The following is a 15,752-nucleotide window of genomic DNA, read 5'->3' as shown; positions in this document are numbered from 1 at the left end:
ACTTCTGCCGCCGTTGTCCCGGGGCACGGGTGCTTGCCCGTGCCTCTTCACTGTATAGACGTAGTAGCGACCATGACCAAATACATACTTGCTTTAGACCAAGGTACCACCAGTTCGCGTGCCATCCTGTTTGATCATGCGGGCCGGCCGCACGCCAGCGCGCAGCGCGAATTCCGCCAGATTTTCCCCCAGCCGGGCTGGGTCGAGCATGACGCGAACGACATCTGGGCCTCGCAGGAAGGCGTGCTGCGGCAGGTGCTGCGCGACAGCGGCGTGGCCGCTTCCGATGTGGCCGCCATCGGCGTGACCAACCAGCGCGAAACGACGGTGCTGTGGGACCGCGCCACGGGCGAGCCCGTCGCCAACGCCATCGTCTGGCAAGACCGGAGAAATGCCGCCTATTGCGAGCAACTGGTCGGGCAGGGCAAGGCGGACCTGATCCAGCAAAAGACGGGGCTCGTGCTGGACGCCTATTTTTCCGCGACTAAATTGAAATGGCTGCTCGACAACGTTCCCGGCGCCCGCGCGCGCGCCGAGCGGGGAGAACTGGCCTTCGGCACCATCGACAGTTGGCTGATCTACAAGATGAGCGGCGCCCACTTGACGGATACGAGCAACGCGGCGCGCACCATGCTGTTCAATATTCATACTTTACAGTGGGACACGGATCTGCTGGCGCTGCTCGACATTCCCGCCTCGCTGCTGCCAGACGTCGTGCCATCGAGCGGCGTGGCCGCGCACACGCGCGTGGACTTGCTGGGCATCTCCGTGCCGATCGCCGGCATCGCGGGCGACCAGCAGGCCGCGACGTTCGGCCAGGTGTGTCTGAAGCCGGGCATGGCGAAAAATACCTACGGCACGGGCTGCTTCATGCTGATGAACGTGGGCAAGCGCCCCTTGCCATCGAAAAACCGGCTGTTGACGACGGTGGGCTGGAGCCTGGGCGCGGGCAGCGACAAGACCGACTACTTGCTCGAAGGCAGCGCCTTTATCGCGGGCGCAGCCGTGCAGTGGATGCGCGATGGGCTGGGCATCATCCGCGACTCGTCCGAAGTGGAAGCGCTGGCCACCAGCGTGCCCGATTCGGGCGGCCTGGTCTTCGTGCCCGCGTTCGCCGGTCTCGGTGCGCCGTACTGGGACCCGTATGCGCGCGGTACCCTGATCGGCATCACGCGCGGCACGGGCAAGGCGCACATCGCGCGCGCGGCGCTGGAAGGCGTGGCGTACCAGAACGTCGATGTGCTGTCCGCCATGCAGGACGACGCGGGCATTGCGCTCTCCGAATTGCGCGTCGACGGCGGCGCGGCGCGCAACGACATGCTGATGCAGTTCCAGGCCGACATCTTGAATGTGCCCGTGGTGCGTCCCGTGGTGACGGAAACGACGGCCCTGGGCGCCGCCTACCTGGCGGGCCTGGCCGTGGGGTTCTGGGAATCGCAGGAAGAAATCGCCGCCCAGTGGCAGGTGGGGCGACGTTTCGAACCGGCCATGGCGGCCGACGAGCGCCTGACGCGGCTGCACAAATGGCGGCGCGCCGTGGAGCGCTCGCGCGACTGGAGCGAGTGAGCTGGTATCAATGGCGCATGAAATACACGGCGTACCCCACCGTTTCGCGCGGCACGGAATACAGGTCGCGCAGTTCAACATAGGGCGCGTGCACCTGGCCGCTGACGGTGATGCCGGCCCGCTCCAGTGCCAGGCGGAAGCGGGGCACGTGAAAATATTGCGTGGCGACCATGGCCGTCTTCCAGCCGTGCTGGCGCATGAGAAACGCCGCGTTGCGCGCCGTGGCATCCGTGGTCCAGCCTTGACTATCCTCGATGATGGCACTGGCAGGCACGCCGCGATTGATCAGATAGCGGGCCATCGATGCGGCCTCATCAAAACCTTCCTTGCCCGTCGCCCCGCTGACGAGGATGCGCGGCGTCCGGTGTTCCTGGAATTGCTGGAGTGCCACGTCGAGCCGCGCCTGCAGGCGGGGGCTGGGCGTGCCGTCGGGCAGGATGGTGTTGCCGGGCACGACGATCACGTCGGCGGGCGCCAGTTTGTCGTGCAGGCCCGCCAGCACCAACGCGGCGGTAGAAAGCAGGAAAACACCCGCAGTCGTCAAGCCCAGCACAGTTATTTTTCGCATCGTTCATCATCAAGTAGGGAATGGACGCATGATACCCGCCCATGCCTGCCCGCGTCAGTTCGCCTGCGCTTGTCGCGCGCGCTGGTTCGACAGATAAATATTATCCTTTTCCAGCGGCTTGCCCTCGCGCACGGCAGCCAGCCAGTCCTGCGTGCTGGCGACGGCGGCGAAATTCGAGTGGAATACGGCGCTGAAGACGCGGTGGATTTCCTCGGCGCTGGCCGTGCCACCCGCATTCGCGTAGGGCAGGGTGCCGGTAGCGTCCTGCAGGAACTCGACTTGCAAGCCGTCGTGCGCGGCGTGGTAGATGGTAGCGGCGTCGCAGTTGTGCGTCATGTAGCCGGTCACCGTCAGGGTGTCGATGTTGCGGTTCTCCAGCCAGGCGCGCAAGTCCGTGCCCGCGAAGGCGCTGCCCATGACCTTGTTGATACGGTGGTCGGCGGCAAAGGCGGCTACTTGCGGGTGCAGCTGCCAGCCGTCGCTGCCCTTGGCGAAGATGGGGGAAGTTTCCGGCGCATCGTGCTGGACGACGATGACGGGCACGCCGGCGGCGTGGGCGGCGGCCATGGCCTGGACGATGTTGGGCAGGGAAATGTCGACGGACGGATATTCGATGGGCATGTCGCCCGTGAAGTATTCATTTTGCACGTCGATGACGAGCAGGGCGCGGCGTGGGGCGGTGGATAATTCGGTGGACATGGGTTCTCCTGAGATGGTTGAAAGAGGAAGGACTTCCCCGATACAGTCATTTTCAAGCCGTGCGTTACAAACAAAAAGTGGCCTGAAGGCCTATCTGCGATAAAATCGGGCCATGCCTACAATTTCCGATACTTCCGCTACTTCCGCTCCCTTGCGCATCGCCGTGATCGCCTTCGATGGCATGACGCCATTTCACTTGTCCGTGCCTTGCCTCGTGTTTGGCGCCCAGACGGACGAGGCCGATCTGCCGCCTTTTCACGTGCGCGTCTGCGCCGCCGATCCCGCGCCCTTGCGCACGGCGGCCGGCTTTTGCATCACGCCCGAGTTCGGCCTGGAAGGGCTGGAGGATGCCGATATCGTCATCATGCCAGCCTGGCACGACGATTGCCGCGATGCCGCACCGTCACTGGTCGCGGCGCTGCAGGCGGCCAGCCGGCGCGGTGCGCGCATGGTGGGCCTGTGCCTGGGCGCGTTTCCCCTGGCGCAGGGGGGCTTGTTGGATGGCAAGCGCGCGGCCACGCACTGGGGCATGGCGGAGCAGCTGGCGGCCCGCTATCCCAGGGTCAGGGTGGACCGCGAAGTGCTGTATGTGGACGATGGCGCCGTGCTGACGTCGGCGGGCGTGGCGGCCGGTCTCGATTGCTGTTTGTACCTGCTGCGCCAGCTGGCCGGCGCCGAGGTGGCCAACCGCGTGGCGCGCCGGCTGCTGGTGGCGCCACACCGCCAGGGTGGGCAGGCGCAATTCATCGAGCGCCCGCTGCCCGTGTCCGGCAGCGAAGGGCGCTTTGCCGAGGTGCTCGCCTGCGTGACCGCCAACCTGGGCCAGGCGCACAGCATCGACGCGCTGGCCGAGCGGGCCGCCATGAGCCGGCGCAACTTCACGCGCCATTTCCGCCAGGCCACGGGCACATCGTTCAAGCAGTGGTTGCTGAACCAGCGTCTGGCGCATGCGCAAGGCCTGCTGGAAAAAAGCGCAGCCTCGATCGATGTCGTAGCGCAAGAGGCCGGCTTCGGCACGGCCTTGTCGCTGCGCCAGCATTTCCGGGCAAACTTGCAGACGTCGCCGTCGGCGTATCGCAAGCTGTTCCGGCAGCAGCTAGGCCATGTGGGACAACCATAGCGTGGCCGGGTCGCGGCTGCCCTGGGGCAGCATCGCGCTGACGGCAATTTGCCGCGCGACAAATGCTGTGGCATCGAAATCGTAGCGCTCCTGGAAGGACACGGTTTCCGCGCTCATCAGTTCGGCATACGTCTGCATCAGGGTCGAGGCGCAAACATGCTTGCCTTGCTCCACATAGGTGGCGATGGCGGCCAGCAGCACGGGATAATCGGTATTTTCCTTGCTGCCGCCAAAGTTGAACGACAACTGCCCGCAGGCGCGCCAGATGGGGTCGAGTTCTCCGTCCGGCACCGGCTGCGTGCGCAGCCATTGCAAGGCCTTGAATGGCGGGCCGCCAAAGGACGGTGGCGAGATGATCGCCTGGATGGCCACCTTGACGGCTTCCCCGATTCTTCCCGCGCGCACATACTGGCCATGCAGCAGCACCAGGGCGTCCGTATATTCGGGAACGACGGCCAGCGCCGCTTCCAGCAGCGCGATGGCCGCCGCCGGGTTTTGCTGCGCAATCAATTCCTTGGCTTCCAGATAGGCGGCGCGCGGCGAGGCGGGATCATCGGCCAGCGACGGCGTGCCGACATACTCGTCCTCCGCGGCTGCATAGGCTTGCAGAAATGCCGCCAGGCTGGAAAAGTGCGGCTGGATGCGCCACTCGTCGTGCCAGGTCTCGACCACGATCGGTTCGGACGCTTCGCGCCCGATAGGCCAGTAGAGGCCGAAGGTGTCGCCATTGCCCAGCGCGCCTTCGGAAAACGGGGTGAAGCCGAGCGGTGGAAACGCTGTCGTGTGTTGCCAGTCTTGTTCCACCGAAATGTGGGCGAGGTTCGCAGGTTGTTGCATGGAGGCACCGGAATATAAAATGCCAGTGTAGGGCAAGCTGGCAGCGCCAGGCGCGCGTCTCGGTGCACCTGCCTGCTGATAAAATAGGGGCTTATTCACCCGGGCACCCTCGCCATGTCCAGCACACCACAGCCTGCCATCGACCTCAGCTTTCGCAGCTATGCGGAAATCGGTGCGCCGAACCGGCATGATTTCGTGCAACTGGTGCTGCCCCTGCACGGCCAGCTGTTGCTGGACATCGACGGCAGGGCGGGAAAGGTGGATGCGCAGCAGGGCGTGGTGATCCCGGCGCACACCTGGCATGCCCAGTATAGCCAGGTGGCCAACCATTCCATCATCCTCGACGTGGGTGCGGCCACCGTGACCAAGGGCTGCTGGCAGCTGCTGCTGGAGCGTCCTTATACGGCGATCGGGCCGGGCGCCCGCAAGCTGATCGAGTACCTGGGCGTCATGGCGCAGCAGCAGGCGCTGACGCCAGCCATCGTCGCGGGCTGGACGCCGCTATTGCTCGATACCTTGCTGCTGGGAGAGCCGCAGCCCCGTTCGCGCCTGGGCGCGCTGGTTGCCCGTGTGCAAGCCGAGCCGGGCTTGCCGTGGTCGACGGCGTCGATGGCGCGTTTTGCCAGCCTGAGCGTCAGTCGCTTGCACGCGCTGTTCCGCGAGGAAATGGATGCCAGTCCACATGCCTGGCTGTTGCAGCAGCGCATAACGCGGGCTTGCGAACTGCTTGCCGCCAGCGACGCCAGCCTCGCCGGGATCGCGCTGGCGACCGGCTTTTCCGAGCAGAGCGCGCTGACGCGGGCCATGCGTGACAGCATGGATGTCACGCCTGCCGCCTACCGGCGCGCATGTCGCGAGAAACAGTCAATAAGGCAGTAGCTGGCGCCAAGAATGGACGCGGCAGACTTGCCACAATCTCCTTTTCAGGAGATTGAGCATGCATCAAGAAAACAAGAGCCGGCTGGGTATGCTGGCTGGCATCGGCGCGGGCGCGCTATGGGGGCTGGTGTTCCTGGCGCCGGCGCTGATCCCCGCATTCCGGCCGCTGGAAATGTCCGTGGGCCGCTACCTGGCGTATGGCCTGATCGCGGCCGTGCTGGTCGCGCCGTCGTGGCGGCGTCTGCTGCGCACACTGACCTGGCGCGAATGGCGCGGGCTGATCTGGCTCAGCCTGACAGGCAATATCGTGTATTACGTGCTGCTGGCCAGCGCCGTGCAGACGGGTGGCGTGGCCATGACGTCGATGGTGATCGGCTTGCTGCCGCTGGTCGTCACGCTCGTGGGCAGCCGCGACCGGCATGCCGTGCCGCTGCGGCGCCTGCTTCCCTCGCTGCTGCTCAGCATTGCCGGCTTGCTGTGCATCAGCTGGCAGTCGCTGGCCAGTCCCCGTCATGCATCGCTGCCGGGTTTGCTGTGCGCGCTGGCGGCGCTGCTATCGTGGACGGTGTACGCGGTCGGCAACAGCCGCTGGCTGGGGCAGTTGCGTTCGGTCTCGGCGCACGAGTGGAATTTACTGACGGGCGTGGTCACGGGTGGTGCCGCGGTACTGCTGGCCATCCCCGTTGCACTTGCCGCACCTGTCCAGCATGGCGCCACGGCCTGGCTGCAGTTTGCCGGTGTCGTCACGGGTGTCGCGCTGCTGTGTTCCGTCCTTGGCAATGGCTTGTGGAACCATGCCAGCCGCGTCTTGCCGCTGACCCTGATGGGTCAGATGATTGTCTTTGAATTCCTGTTTGCCTTGCTGTACGGCTACTTGTGGGAGCAGCGCTGGCCCACGCTGGCCGAGGCTGCGGCCACCATGCTGCTGCTGGCGGGCGTGCTGGCATGCGCCGCAGCGCATCGGCCGCCTACTTGCGCGGCTCGTGTATCCGGAATTTCCTGACGACACCCGCCTGGTCGAACATGACGGCCACTTCGCGCGTGCCTTTTTCACCCAGCAGGGGGAGCAGCCGCGTCACCTTGGGGGTTTGCAACTGGTTCTTGTAGACCCAGACTTCATAGCCGGGATCGAAGCTGACGACGGTGGCGTTGCCCAGGGCCGCGTCGAGGTCGAGGCGGGTGGTCTTGCCGACCTGGATGTTCTGATAGATGGCGCCATTGTCGGGCGCGCGGTTGACCTTGTATTCACTGGCGGTGCACATGGCCACGGCCAGGCCCGCGAGGCAGGAAGCTGCCAGTTTTATCAATGTGTTCATATGGACTCCCGGTGTGCATCACTGCTTCCAATCTCAGAGGGGACGGGCGTGATGTCAGGAGGGAGTGTGCTTGGGTCGCCACGAATGTGCTACCAGATTATACAAAGGCGCACAAAATGATGCCTTTGGTGCCGGCTGGTGCTACCTTTAGCGGCTCTGCAGCACGTCGGTCGAGAGCGCCAGGGTTTCCTTGATTTCTTCCATCACCACATAGCTTTTCGATTGCGCGGCGCCCGGCAGCTGCAGCAGCATGTCGCCCAGCAGTTTGCGGTACTCGGCCATTTCATGGATGCGCGCCTTGATCAGGTAATCGAAGTCGCCCGACACCAGATGGCATTCTTGCACTTCGGGAATTTGCAACACTTCGCGGCGGAATTGTTCGAAGGCGGACGCCGACTTTTGATTGAGAGTAATCTCCACAAAGACGAGCAGCTTGGCGCCCAGCGCGGCCGGGTTCACCTTGGCATGGTAGCCCGTGATGACGCCGTCGCGCTCCATGCGCTTGACCCGCTCGATGCAGGGCGTGATCGACAGGCCCACCTGTTCGCCCAGGTCTTTCATCGAGATGCGGCCATCCTGCTGCAGGATGCGCAGGATGTGGCGGTCCAGCTTGTCGAGGCCACGTGCCGATTCTTTAAGGATTCTCATGATTTATTGCTGAATATCTCGATTTATACGTGAACAAATACTGGCTCTTTCCCAATATGATAGCGGTTAATCTGGCAATAGCCTAAAAAATATAATGAGGAAACTATGCGTATCGTGATTCTGGGTAGCGGCGTCATCGGCGTCACCAGTGCTTACTATCTGGCCAAGGCAGGACATGAGGTGACCGTCATCGACCGCCAGCCGGGCCCGGCACTGGAAACCAGCTTCGCGAATGCGGGGCAAATCTCGCCCGGCTACGCTTCGCCATGGGCCGCGCCCGGCATTCCCCTGAAAGCCGTGAAGTGGATGATGCAGCGCCACGCGCCCCTGGCCATCTCGCTCGACGGCAGCGCCGCCCAGCTCAAATGGATGTGGCAGATGTTGCGTAATTGCACACCGGAAGCGTATGCGGTGAACAAGGAACGCATGGTGCGCCTGGCCGAATACAGCCGCGACTGCTTCAAGGTGCTGCGCGCCGAAGCGGGCATCACGTATGAAGGCCGCCAGCAAGGCACGATGCAATTGTTCCGCACCGAAAAGCAATACAACGACGCCGCCAAGGATATCGAAGTGCTCAAGGATGCCGGCGTACCGTATGAAGTGCTGCAGCGCAACGAGCTGTCGCGCGCCGAGCCGGCCCTCGAAGCGGTCAAGCATAAACTGTTCGGCGGCTTGCGCCTGCCCAACGATGAAACGGGCGATTGCCAGCTGTTTACCACGCGCCTGTCGGAAATGGCCGAGGCGCTGGGCGTGAAGTTCCGTTACGGCGTCTCCATCGATGCCTTGCTGACGCAGGGCAACGAGATTGCCGGCGTGCAATGCGGCGCGGAAATCGTCAAGGCCGATTCCTACGTGGTGGCGCTGGGTTCCTACTCGACGGGCTTCATGAAGCCGCTGCTCGACATTCCCGTGTATCCATTGAAGGGCTATTCGATCACCGTGCCGATCGTCAACGCGGCCAAGGCGCCCGTGTCGACCATCCTCGATGAAACATATAAAATTGCCGTGACGCGTTTCGACGACCGCATCCGCGTGGGCGGCATGGCGGAAATCGCTGGCTACAACCTGAACCTGAACCCGCGCCGCCGCGAAACGCTGGAAATGGTCGTCAACGACCTGTTCCCCGGCGGCGGCAACACGGCCGACGCCACGTTCTGGACGGGCTTGCGTCCGATGACGCCGGACGGCACGCCGATCGTCGGCCGCACGCCGCTGCGCAACCTGTTCCTCAACACGGGCCACGGCACGCTGGGCTGGACCATGTCCTGCGGTTCGGCGCAATTGCTGGCCGACCTGATGTCGTCGAAACAGCCGGCGATTCTGGCCGACGACCTGTCCGTCAGCCGCTACAGCGGCGCGCAGCGCGGCGGCAAACTGCAATACGCGGGAGCCTGAGATGGCGGCCAGCATGCCTGCAAAGGAACGTAGCGGCGCCATCCTGACGGTGGACCTCGATGCCGTGCGCGCCAATTACCGCTTGCTGCGCGACAAGGCGCATCCGGCCGCCTGCTCGGCCGTCGTCAAATCCGACGCATATGGCCTGGGCGCCGCGCAAGTGGGCGCGGCCCTGTATGAAGAGGGTTGCCGGCACTTTTTTGTGGCGCATCTGGAAGAGGGCATCAGCCTGCGCCCGCACGTGGCGCCCGACGCGGCCATCTTCGTGCTGCACGGCCCGCCCGTCGATACGGAAGGCGAATTCACGGCCCATGGCCTGACGCCAGTGCTCAACAGCGAGCCGCAGGTGGCCGGCTGGCGCGCGCACGCCAAGGCCTTGGGGAAAACCCTGGACGCCATCGTGCAGGTGGACACGGGCATGTCGCGCATGGGCCTGTCGCCGCAGGAAATCGACGCCTGGCTGCTGGATGACCACTTTCTTGACGGCATCAAGGTGCGCTACATCATGAGCCATCTGGCCTGCGCCGACGAGCGCAGCAACCCGATGAATGGCGAGCAGCTGGCCCGTTTCATCGCCATCCGCGCCCGTTTACCGCAATACCGCGCCAGCCTGGCCAATTCCTCGGGCATCTTTTTGTCGCCCGACTACCACTTTGACCTGGTGCGCCCCGGCGCTGCCTTGTACGGCATCGGGCCGCAGGGCGGCGAACCGAATCCCCTGCGCTCGGTCGTGCGCCTGCAAGGCAAGGTGCTGCAGACGCGCACCATCGCCGCCGGCGACCACGTGGGCTACAGCCGCCGCTACACGGCCAGCGCGCCGCGCCAGGTGGCCACCGTCTCCGTCGGCTATGCCGATGGCTGGCTGCGCAGCATGAGCAACCAGGGCCTGGCCATCGTCGACGGCGTGAAAGTGCCGCAGATCGGCGCCATTTCCATGGATTCCATCACCCTGGACGTCAGCGCCATCGCGCAGGAGCGCGTCGCGCCGGGCAGCCTGGTCGACCTGATTTGCGCCGAACACCCGGTCGACGCCGTGGCGGCCATGGCCAATACCATCGGCTATGAAGTGTTGACCAACCTGGGCGGGCGCTATTACCGCGAGTATCAAGGCCTGGCGCAAGCTGCACGCTAGCGCGCAAAACCGATAATTGTGTGGCAAGATAGCCCTGACGTGCATCGCACCTCAGGGCTTTTTCTTAACCATCATCGGGGATTTTCATGAGCCAATATCAAGTCGCAATCATCGTCGGCAGCCTGCGCAAGGATTCCTTCAACCGCAAGCTGGCCGACGCCATCGTCAAGCTGGCGCCGCCCGAGTTTTCCTTCAAACATATCGAGATCGGTGACTTGCCGCTGTACAACCAGGATGACGATGGCGCGCAAGCGGAGCAGGTGCTGCGCCTCAAATCCGACATTACCGCATCGCAAGCCTTGCTCTTCCTCACCCCCGAATACAACCGTTCCATCCCCGGCGTGCTGAAAAACGCCCTCGACCACGGCTCGCGCCCTTACGGCCAGAGCGTGTGGGGCGGCAAGCCGGGCGCCGTGCTGGGCGTCTCCGTCGGCGCCACGGGCACGGCCCTGGCGCAGCAGCATTTGCGCAATGTGCTCGCTTACCTGGACGTGCCGCTGCTGGGCCAGCCAGAGATGTTTATCCAGGCCAAGGAAGGCCTGTTCGACGAGCATGGCGGCATCGGTCCGGCCAGCCTGGGTTTCTTCCAGGGCTGGATGCAGCGCTACGCGGACTGGGTACGCAAGCACGCCGTGCATGCCTGAATGGCCCAGGCTTGTCGGGCGGGGACAAATGGGGCAATAAACCGTTGTCCATGGCACTTTGTTGCTGTATGGACATGTATAATGGCCTTTTTTTTCAGGCGCAATCCCACGCTGCCCCGTCTCTTCCATGCCGCTTCAACCTGTGGCGCAACCTCTGTTGCGCATCAATCTGCGCCGTCTGATCGTGCTGGTGGCGTTTGCCAGCGCCGTGATCTCCCTGGTTAACAGCTTTTATGCCACGTATCAGGTGCAGCGCCAGTTGCTGATCGATACGACCCTGGAGGCCAACCACGCGTATGCGCTGAAGCTGGCCAGCAGCACGGAGAACTTCCTGCTGGCGGCGCGCCAGCAGCTGGCCTACAGCGCCAGCCATCTGCCCCGGCATTTTGCCGACCCGGCTGCCCTCAAGATGGAAGCCGAACGCTTGCGCGGGCAGACCAACAGCTTCAATTCCGTCCTGATCGTCGATGCGCAGGGCAAGGTGCTGGGCGTGTCGCCCGAGACGCTGGCCCTGCAGAACAGCCAACTGGCCTCGGAAGGGGCGCGCCTGGCGCTGCGCGAACGCCGCCCGCTGATCACCCGGCCGTATATGTCGTCGGTGGGCAACCTGGTGGTCTTCATTTCCCATCCCGTGTTCGATCACGGCGGACGCTATCTGGGCTATGTGGGCGGTTCGATTTACCTGAAGCAGAAAAACATCCTGTTCACCTTGCTGGGACAGCATTACTACCGCGATGGTTCGTATTTATATGTGGTCGACCAGAGCCGGCGCCTGCTGTACCACCCCGATCCTTCGCGGGTCGGCGAAGTGGCTGGCAAGAATACCGTGATCGACGCCATCCTGCGCCAGGAAAGCGGCAGCGGGAGCACCGTCAACAGCCGGGGCACGGACATGCTGGCCGGCTATGCCGTGCTGCCGTCAACGGGCTGGGGTATCGTGGCCCAGCGGCCCACGGCCGCCACTTTGGCGCCGCTGAACCAGCTGATGCTCAACACCCTGTGGTATTCCTTGCCCATTGCCTTGCTCAGCCTGCCGTTCATCTGGTGGCTGGCACGCCTCATTTCGCGGCCCCTGGTGCAACTGGCCGAAGGCGCCAGCCGCATGGACGCGCCCGGCATGGCCGAGCGCATCGGCGGCATCCGCGCCTGGTATCTGGAAGCGGCGCAGATCAAGCGCGCCTTGCTGGTGGGAATGTCCTTGCTGCAGAAAAAGATCGGCAAGCTGAAATTCGACGTGCAGACGGACCCGCTGACGGGCCTGTCGAACCGGCGCGGCATGGCGGCGGCGCTGGATGCCTGGCAGGCGCAGGCGCGGCCGTTTTCCGTCATCGCCATCGACATCGACCATTTCAAGCAAGTCAACGACCGCTGGGGCCATGCGGTGGGCGATGAAGTCATCCTGCACCTGGCGCAACTGATGCGCGCCTGCTCGCGCGATGCCGACGTGCTGTGCCGCAATGGCGGCGATGAATTCATCATGCTGCTGCCCGAGGCCGACCTCGACGTGGCGCTGCAGGTGGCCGAGCGCCTGCGCACCCGGGTGGCCGCCGCCGAGATCCCCGGCGCCGGTCCCGTCACGGTGTCGCTGGGCGTCGTGTCGTCGGAACAGGGGGCGGGCAAGGTGCTCGGTGCGGACGCCGTGCTGCTGGCGGCCGACGCGGCCCTGTATGTGGCCAAGGAAAATGGACGCAACCGCGTGGGTCTCGCCGAGCCGGCCTGAGGCGTTTTTGCGCCGGATCAGATTGACCTTGTCATTCGGCAAACGTCAAACTGATCCTATGTTTTCTCCCGTTTCTGAGTCTGTTATGTTTTGCCCGAAAAGCCTAGAGTGGAGGCCTGGGTAAAACAGACGTCACACGTCGGGAAGGCAACACATGTTAGGGCTCACTGCATTGGAACTGGCGCGCGTCCAGTTCGGCTTCACCATCTCGTTCCACATCATTTTTCCTGCCATCACCATCGGCCTGGCCAGTTACCTGACGGTACTGGAGGCGGCGTGGCTGCGCACGCAGGATGGCGTGTACCGCGACCTGTACCACTTCTGGTCGAAGATTTTCGCCGTCAATTTCGGCATGGGCGTCGTTTCCGGCCTCGTCATGGCTTACCAGTTCGGCACCAACTGGAGCTTCTTTTCCGATTACGCGGGCAGCATCACAGGCCCGCTGCTGGCCTATGAAGTGCTGACGGCCTTTTTCCTGGAAGCGGGCTTCCTCGGCGTGATGCTGTTCGGCTGGCACCGCGTGGGGCCGGGCCTGCACATGTTCGCCACGGCCATGGTGGCGCTGGGCACCTTGATTTCCGCCACCTGGATCATCGCCTCGAACAGCTGGATGCAGACGCCGCAGGGCCATGAAATCATCGACGGGCGCGTGGTGCCCGTGGACTGGCTGGCCGTCATCTTCAATCCCTCGTTCCCCTACCGGCTGCTGCACATGAGCGTGGCGGCCTTCCTCGCCACGGCCTTGCTGGTGGTGGCGTCGGCCGCCTGGCACTTGCTGCGCGGCAATGACAACGCGGCCATTCGCAAGATGATGACCATGGGCTTGTCGATGCTGCTGATCGTCGCGCCCATCCAGGCCGTGATCGGCGACCTGCATGGCTTGAACACGCTGGAGCACCAGCCGGCCAAGCTGGCCGCCATGGAAGGCCACTGGGAAAACAAAGGAGGCGAGGGCACGCCGCTGATCCTGTTCGGCTGGCCCGACATGGAGCGCGAGGAAACCCTGTACAAGGTGGAAATTCCCCGCCTGGGCGGCCTGATCCTGGCGCATGACTGGAATGGCACGATACCCGCGCTGAAGGAATTCGCGCCGCGCGACCGGCCCCCTTCCGCCGTCGTCTTCTGGTCTTTCCGCATCATGGCGGGGCTGGGCATGTTGATGATCGCGCTGGGCATCTGGAGTGCGTGGCTGCGCTGGCGCGGTACCCTGTGGCGCTCGCGCCTGTTCCTGCGCTGCGCCCTGTGGATGGGGCCCAGCGGGCTGGTGGCCATGCTGGCCGGCTGGTACACGACCGAGATTGGCCGCCAGCCGTGGACCGTGTACGGCTTGCTGCGCACGCAAGACGCCGTCTCGGCGCACGGCGCCACGCAGCTGGGCATCACCCTGGTGCTGTTCATCGTTATTTATTTTGCCGTCTTCGGCACGGGCATCGGCTACCTGCTGCGCTTGATCCGCGTGGGGCCGCAGCCGCATGAAGGCGAGCGCGTCGAACAAGGCGGACCGGGCCAACAACGTACACCCGCGCGGCCACTGTCCGCAGCACAAGGAGGAAATTCGCATGGGCATTGATCTGCCACTACTGTGGGCCATTATTATCTTGTTCAGCATCATGATGTATGTGGTGATGGATGGCTTTGACCTGGGCATCGGCATCCTGTATCCGTTTTTCCAGGAGAAGAGCGAGCGCGACGTGATGATGAATACGGTCGCGCCCGTCTGGGATGGCAATGAAACCTGGCTGGTGCTGGGCGGCGCGGGCCTGCTGGCGGCCTTTCCGCTCGCCTATTCCGTGGTGCTCAGCGCCTGCTACCTGCCGCTCAGCTTCATGCTGATGGGCCTGATCTTCCGCGGCGTGGCCTTCGAGTTCCGCTTCAAGGCGCGCGAGCATGAGCGCCATGTGTGGGACAAGGCGTTCATCGGCGGCTCGGTGGCGGCCGCCTTTTTCCAGGGCGTGACCCTGGGCGCCTACATCCAGGGCATGCCGGTCGTCAACCGCAGCTATGCGGGCGGCGCGCTGGACTGGCTCACGCCGTTCTCGCTGTTCACGGGTGTGGGGCTGGTGGTGGCGTATGCCTTGCTGGGCAGCACCTGGCTGATCATGAAGACGGACGGAGGCCTGCAGGCGCGCGCGGGGCGCATCACGTGCACGCTGGTCTGGCTGCTGCTGGGCGTGATCGCCATCATCAGTCTGTGGACACCCTTCGTCGATCCGGCTATCGCCGCGCGCTGGTTTGCGCTGCCGCAACTGTTCTGGTTCCTGCCCGTGCCGCTGCTGGTACTGGGCGTGGGCTGGCTGCTGCTGCGCACCGTGCGGCGCGGGCGGCAGACGGCGCCGTTCCTGTGTACCCTGGCGCTGGTCTTTCTCGGCTACACGGGCCTGGGCATCAGCGTGTGGCCCAACATCATCCCGCCGTCGGTATCGATATGGGAGGCGTCGTCGCCGCCGCAAAGCCAGGGTTTTACCCTGGTGGGCGCGCTGTTCATCATCCCCATCATCCTGATGTATACGGTGTGGTCATATTATGTGTTTCGTGGCAAAGTTCAGCCGGAAGATGGATATCACTGATGAAACAATTGGAACAGGAACAACAATCATGGCGGAAACGACTGGCGTGGCTGGCCGGCATCTGGCTGACCAGCGTGGCCACCCTGGGCCTGGCCGCGTGGGCGATGCGCCTGCTGATGCGGGCGGCGGGGATGGGCAGCTGACGGGCATCCGCTGCGAGGTCGGTGGCCAGCTGCACCCGCTGGCCTTCCTCGGCTGCCGCGAACTCAACTACGGCCAGCGCAGCGCATTGCCGCTGCAGCCGTTCCGCCTGAGCGTGCCGGAAGCGGCGCTGGCGGGCTTGCTCGACGAGCCGTTCAACAGTTTTATCCAGACTTGCCGCGCAGACGACTTGCAGTACGAGGAAAGCGACTTGCCCGAAATTAAGGAAGCGGGCTACCCCGACATCACGGCCATGCTGGCGGGGCAGCGGCCGCTGCTGGCCGACATGTTGCTCGACTTCATGATCGGCGACCTGCTGGCCGCCATCGGGCGCGCCAGCGGCTACCGGCCACCGCGCGCGCGCCATTGGGGCGACGTCGAGGCGGCCGATGGCCGCGCGTATTTCACCATCAATGAAGTGCAGACAGTGACTTTTGCCGATGGCCAGGCCCTGTTCGAAGGGCAGGGATATTATGGCGTGTACGTCATCTGGCTGACGCACGGCGACGGGCGCAAATAG

Annotated in this window: 17 protein-coding genes; 12 read left to right on the top strand and 5 right to left on the bottom strand. The window is 64.1% G+C overall.

Going from position 1 to position 15,752, the window contains the following annotated elements; translation table 11 throughout:
- The first annotated feature begins 72 nt into the window (after window positions 1–72).
- Entirely contained in the window at window positions 73–1,566 is a 1,494-nt protein-coding gene (gene glpK / locus O0882_RS16595) for a glycerol kinase GlpK (RefSeq protein ID WP_289949685.1), read from the top strand.
- 7 nt (window positions 1,567–1,573) lie between these two features.
- On the opposite strand, the gene O0882_RS16590 is transcribed toward glpK, so the two are convergent.
- A complete protein-coding gene (locus tag O0882_RS16590; RefSeq protein WP_289949683.1) occupies window positions 1,574–2,134 on the bottom strand; it encodes a YdcF family protein in 561 nt (186 codons plus the stop codon).
- 54 nt (window positions 2,135–2,188) lie between these two features.
- Window positions 2,189–2,833, bottom strand: a complete 645-nt coding sequence (locus O0882_RS16585) for a cysteine hydrolase family protein (protein WP_289949682.1) — start codon at window positions 2,831–2,833, stop codon at window positions 2,189–2,191.
- Between the two features lie 112 nt (window positions 2,834–2,945).
- Here O0882_RS16585 and O0882_RS16580 point away from each other — a divergent pair, with 112 nt between their 5' ends.
- Window positions 2,946–3,953 carry a helix-turn-helix domain-containing protein gene (locus tag O0882_RS16580; protein ID WP_289949680.1) on the top strand — a complete coding sequence of 336 codons (1,008 nt, stop codon included), beginning with the start codon at window positions 2,946–2,948 and terminating at the stop codon, window positions 3,951–3,953.
- Here O0882_RS16580 and O0882_RS16575 read toward each other — a convergent pair.
- Window positions 3,930–4,790 (bottom strand): tetratricopeptide repeat protein, encoded by an 861-nt coding sequence (locus O0882_RS16575; RefSeq protein WP_289949678.1) that lies wholly within the window; start codon window positions 4,788–4,790, stop codon window positions 3,930–3,932. The two genes, O0882_RS16580 and O0882_RS16575, sit on opposite strands and share 24 nt — an antisense overlap.
- 114 nt (window positions 4,791–4,904) lie before the next feature.
- Here O0882_RS16575 and O0882_RS16570 point away from each other — a divergent pair, with 114 nt between their 5' ends.
- Together O0882_RS16570 and O0882_RS16565 are read left to right on the top strand one after the other, a co-directional pair.
- Window positions 4,905–5,669, top strand: a complete 765-nt coding sequence (locus O0882_RS16570) for an AraC family transcriptional regulator (RefSeq protein ID WP_289949676.1) — start codon at window positions 4,905–4,907, stop codon at window positions 5,667–5,669.
- A 58-nt stretch (window positions 5,670–5,727) separates the two neighbouring features.
- The gene (locus O0882_RS16565; RefSeq protein WP_289949674.1) at window positions 5,728–6,672 is read left to right on the top strand and encodes a DMT family transporter; all 945 of its coding nucleotides are present in this window, start codon (window positions 5,728–5,730) and stop codon (window positions 6,670–6,672) included.
- On the opposite strand, the gene O0882_RS16560 is transcribed toward O0882_RS16565, so the two are convergent.
- Window positions 6,638–6,985, bottom strand: coding sequence for a hypothetical protein (locus O0882_RS16560; protein WP_289949672.1), 348 nt, complete (start codon window positions 6,983–6,985; stop codon window positions 6,638–6,640). The genes O0882_RS16565 and O0882_RS16560 overlap by 35 nt on opposite strands.
- Window positions 6,986–7,132: 147 nt before the next feature.
- On the bottom strand, window positions 7,133–7,633 hold the full coding sequence (locus O0882_RS16555; RefSeq protein WP_034754979.1) for an Lrp/AsnC ligand binding domain-containing protein: 501 nt from the start codon (window positions 7,631–7,633) through the stop codon (window positions 7,133–7,135).
- Between the two features lie 105 nt (window positions 7,634–7,738).
- Between O0882_RS16555 and O0882_RS16550 the strand changes: the two genes are divergently transcribed.
- From O0882_RS16550 to O0882_RS16515, 8 genes are all read left to right on the top strand, one after another.
- Complete coding sequence (locus tag O0882_RS16550; RefSeq protein WP_289949670.1) at window positions 7,739–9,028, top strand: D-amino acid dehydrogenase; 1,290 nt, start codon at window positions 7,739–7,741, stop codon at window positions 9,026–9,028.
- Between the two features lie 13 nt (window positions 9,029–9,041).
- On the top strand, window positions 9,042–10,160 hold the full coding sequence (alr, locus tag O0882_RS16545) for an alanine racemase (protein WP_289949668.1): 1,119 nt from the start codon (window positions 9,042–9,044) through the stop codon (window positions 10,158–10,160).
- Between the two features lie 86 nt (window positions 10,161–10,246).
- Window positions 10,247–10,804 (top strand): NAD(P)H-dependent oxidoreductase, encoded by a 558-nt coding sequence (locus O0882_RS16540; protein ID WP_289949666.1) that lies wholly within the window; start codon window positions 10,247–10,249, stop codon window positions 10,802–10,804.
- Between the two features lie 127 nt (window positions 10,805–10,931).
- Window positions 10,932–12,524, top strand: a complete 1,593-nt coding sequence (locus O0882_RS16535; protein ID WP_289949664.1) for a diguanylate cyclase — start codon at window positions 10,932–10,934, stop codon at window positions 12,522–12,524.
- A 154-nt stretch (window positions 12,525–12,678) separates the two neighbouring features.
- Window positions 12,679–14,094: a cytochrome ubiquinol oxidase subunit I gene (locus tag O0882_RS16530; RefSeq protein ID WP_289949662.1), complete on the top strand. Its 1,416-nt coding sequence runs from the start codon at window positions 12,679–12,681 to the stop codon at window positions 14,092–14,094.
- A complete protein-coding gene (gene cydB, locus O0882_RS16525; RefSeq protein WP_289949660.1) occupies window positions 14,084–15,091 on the top strand; it encodes a cytochrome d ubiquinol oxidase subunit II in 1,008 nt (335 codons plus the stop codon). The genes O0882_RS16530 and cydB overlap by 11 nt, the downstream gene beginning before the upstream one ends.
- A complete protein-coding gene (locus O0882_RS16520) occupies window positions 15,091–15,234 on the top strand; it encodes a DUF2474 domain-containing protein (protein WP_289949659.1) in 144 nt (47 codons plus the stop codon). Before cydB ends, O0882_RS16520 begins: the two co-directional genes overlap by 1 nt.
- Window positions 15,189–15,752 carry a hypothetical protein gene (locus O0882_RS16515; RefSeq protein ID WP_289949657.1) on the top strand — a complete coding sequence of 188 codons (564 nt, stop codon included), beginning with the start codon at window positions 15,189–15,191 and terminating at the stop codon, window positions 15,750–15,752. The genes O0882_RS16520 and O0882_RS16515 overlap by 46 nt, the downstream gene beginning before the upstream one ends.

The organism is Janthinobacterium sp. SUN073 (assembly GCF_030397665.1).
Lineage (GTDB): Bacteria > Pseudomonadota > Gammaproteobacteria > Burkholderiales > Burkholderiaceae_D > Janthinobacterium.
Note: the sequence above shows the minus strand (reverse complement) of the source record. Positions and strands in the feature narration are given on the sequence as shown.

Bases quoted from the DNA above. Each gene is read 5' to 3' on its own strand.
- glpK (WP_289949685.1), top strand. From the start codon at position 73: ATGACCAAATACATACTTGCTTTAGACCAAGGTACCACCAGTTCGCGT.
- O0882_RS16590 (WP_289949683.1), bottom strand. From the start codon at position 2,134: ATGCGAAAAATAACTGTGCTGGGCTTGACGACTGCGGGTGTTTTCCTG.
- O0882_RS16585 (WP_289949682.1), bottom strand. From the start codon at position 2,833: ATGTCCACCGAATTATCCACCGCCCCACGCCGCGCCCTGCTCGTCATC.
- O0882_RS16580 (WP_289949680.1), top strand. From the start codon at position 2,946: ATGCCTACAATTTCCGATACTTCCGCTACTTCCGCTCCCTTGCGCATC.
- O0882_RS16575 (WP_289949678.1), bottom strand. From the start codon at position 4,790: ATGCAACAACCTGCGAACCTCGCCCACATTTCGGTGGAACAAGACTGG.
- O0882_RS16570 (WP_289949676.1), top strand. From the start codon at position 4,905: ATGTCCAGCACACCACAGCCTGCCATCGACCTCAGCTTTCGCAGCTAT.
- O0882_RS16565 (WP_289949674.1), top strand. From the start codon at position 5,728: ATGCATCAAGAAAACAAGAGCCGGCTGGGTATGCTGGCTGGCATCGGC.
- O0882_RS16560 (WP_289949672.1), bottom strand. From the start codon at position 6,985: ATGAACACATTGATAAAACTGGCAGCTTCCTGCCTCGCGGGCCTGGCC.
- O0882_RS16555 (WP_034754979.1), bottom strand. From the start codon at position 7,633: ATGAGAATCCTTAAAGAATCGGCACGTGGCCTCGACAAGCTGGACCGC.
- O0882_RS16550 (WP_289949670.1), top strand. From the start codon at position 7,739: ATGCGTATCGTGATTCTGGGTAGCGGCGTCATCGGCGTCACCAGTGCT.
- alr (WP_289949668.1), top strand. From the start codon at position 9,042: ATGCCTGCAAAGGAACGTAGCGGCGCCATCCTGACGGTGGACCTCGAT.
- O0882_RS16540 (WP_289949666.1), top strand. From the start codon at position 10,247: ATGAGCCAATATCAAGTCGCAATCATCGTCGGCAGCCTGCGCAAGGAT.
- O0882_RS16535 (WP_289949664.1), top strand. From the start codon at position 10,932: ATGCCGCTTCAACCTGTGGCGCAACCTCTGTTGCGCATCAATCTGCGC.
- O0882_RS16530 (WP_289949662.1), top strand. From the start codon at position 12,679: ATGTTAGGGCTCACTGCATTGGAACTGGCGCGCGTCCAGTTCGGCTTC.
- cydB (WP_289949660.1), top strand. From the start codon at position 14,084: ATGGGCATTGATCTGCCACTACTGTGGGCCATTATTATCTTGTTCAGC.
- O0882_RS16520 (WP_289949659.1), top strand. From the start codon at position 15,091: ATGAAACAATTGGAACAGGAACAACAATCATGGCGGAAACGACTGGCG.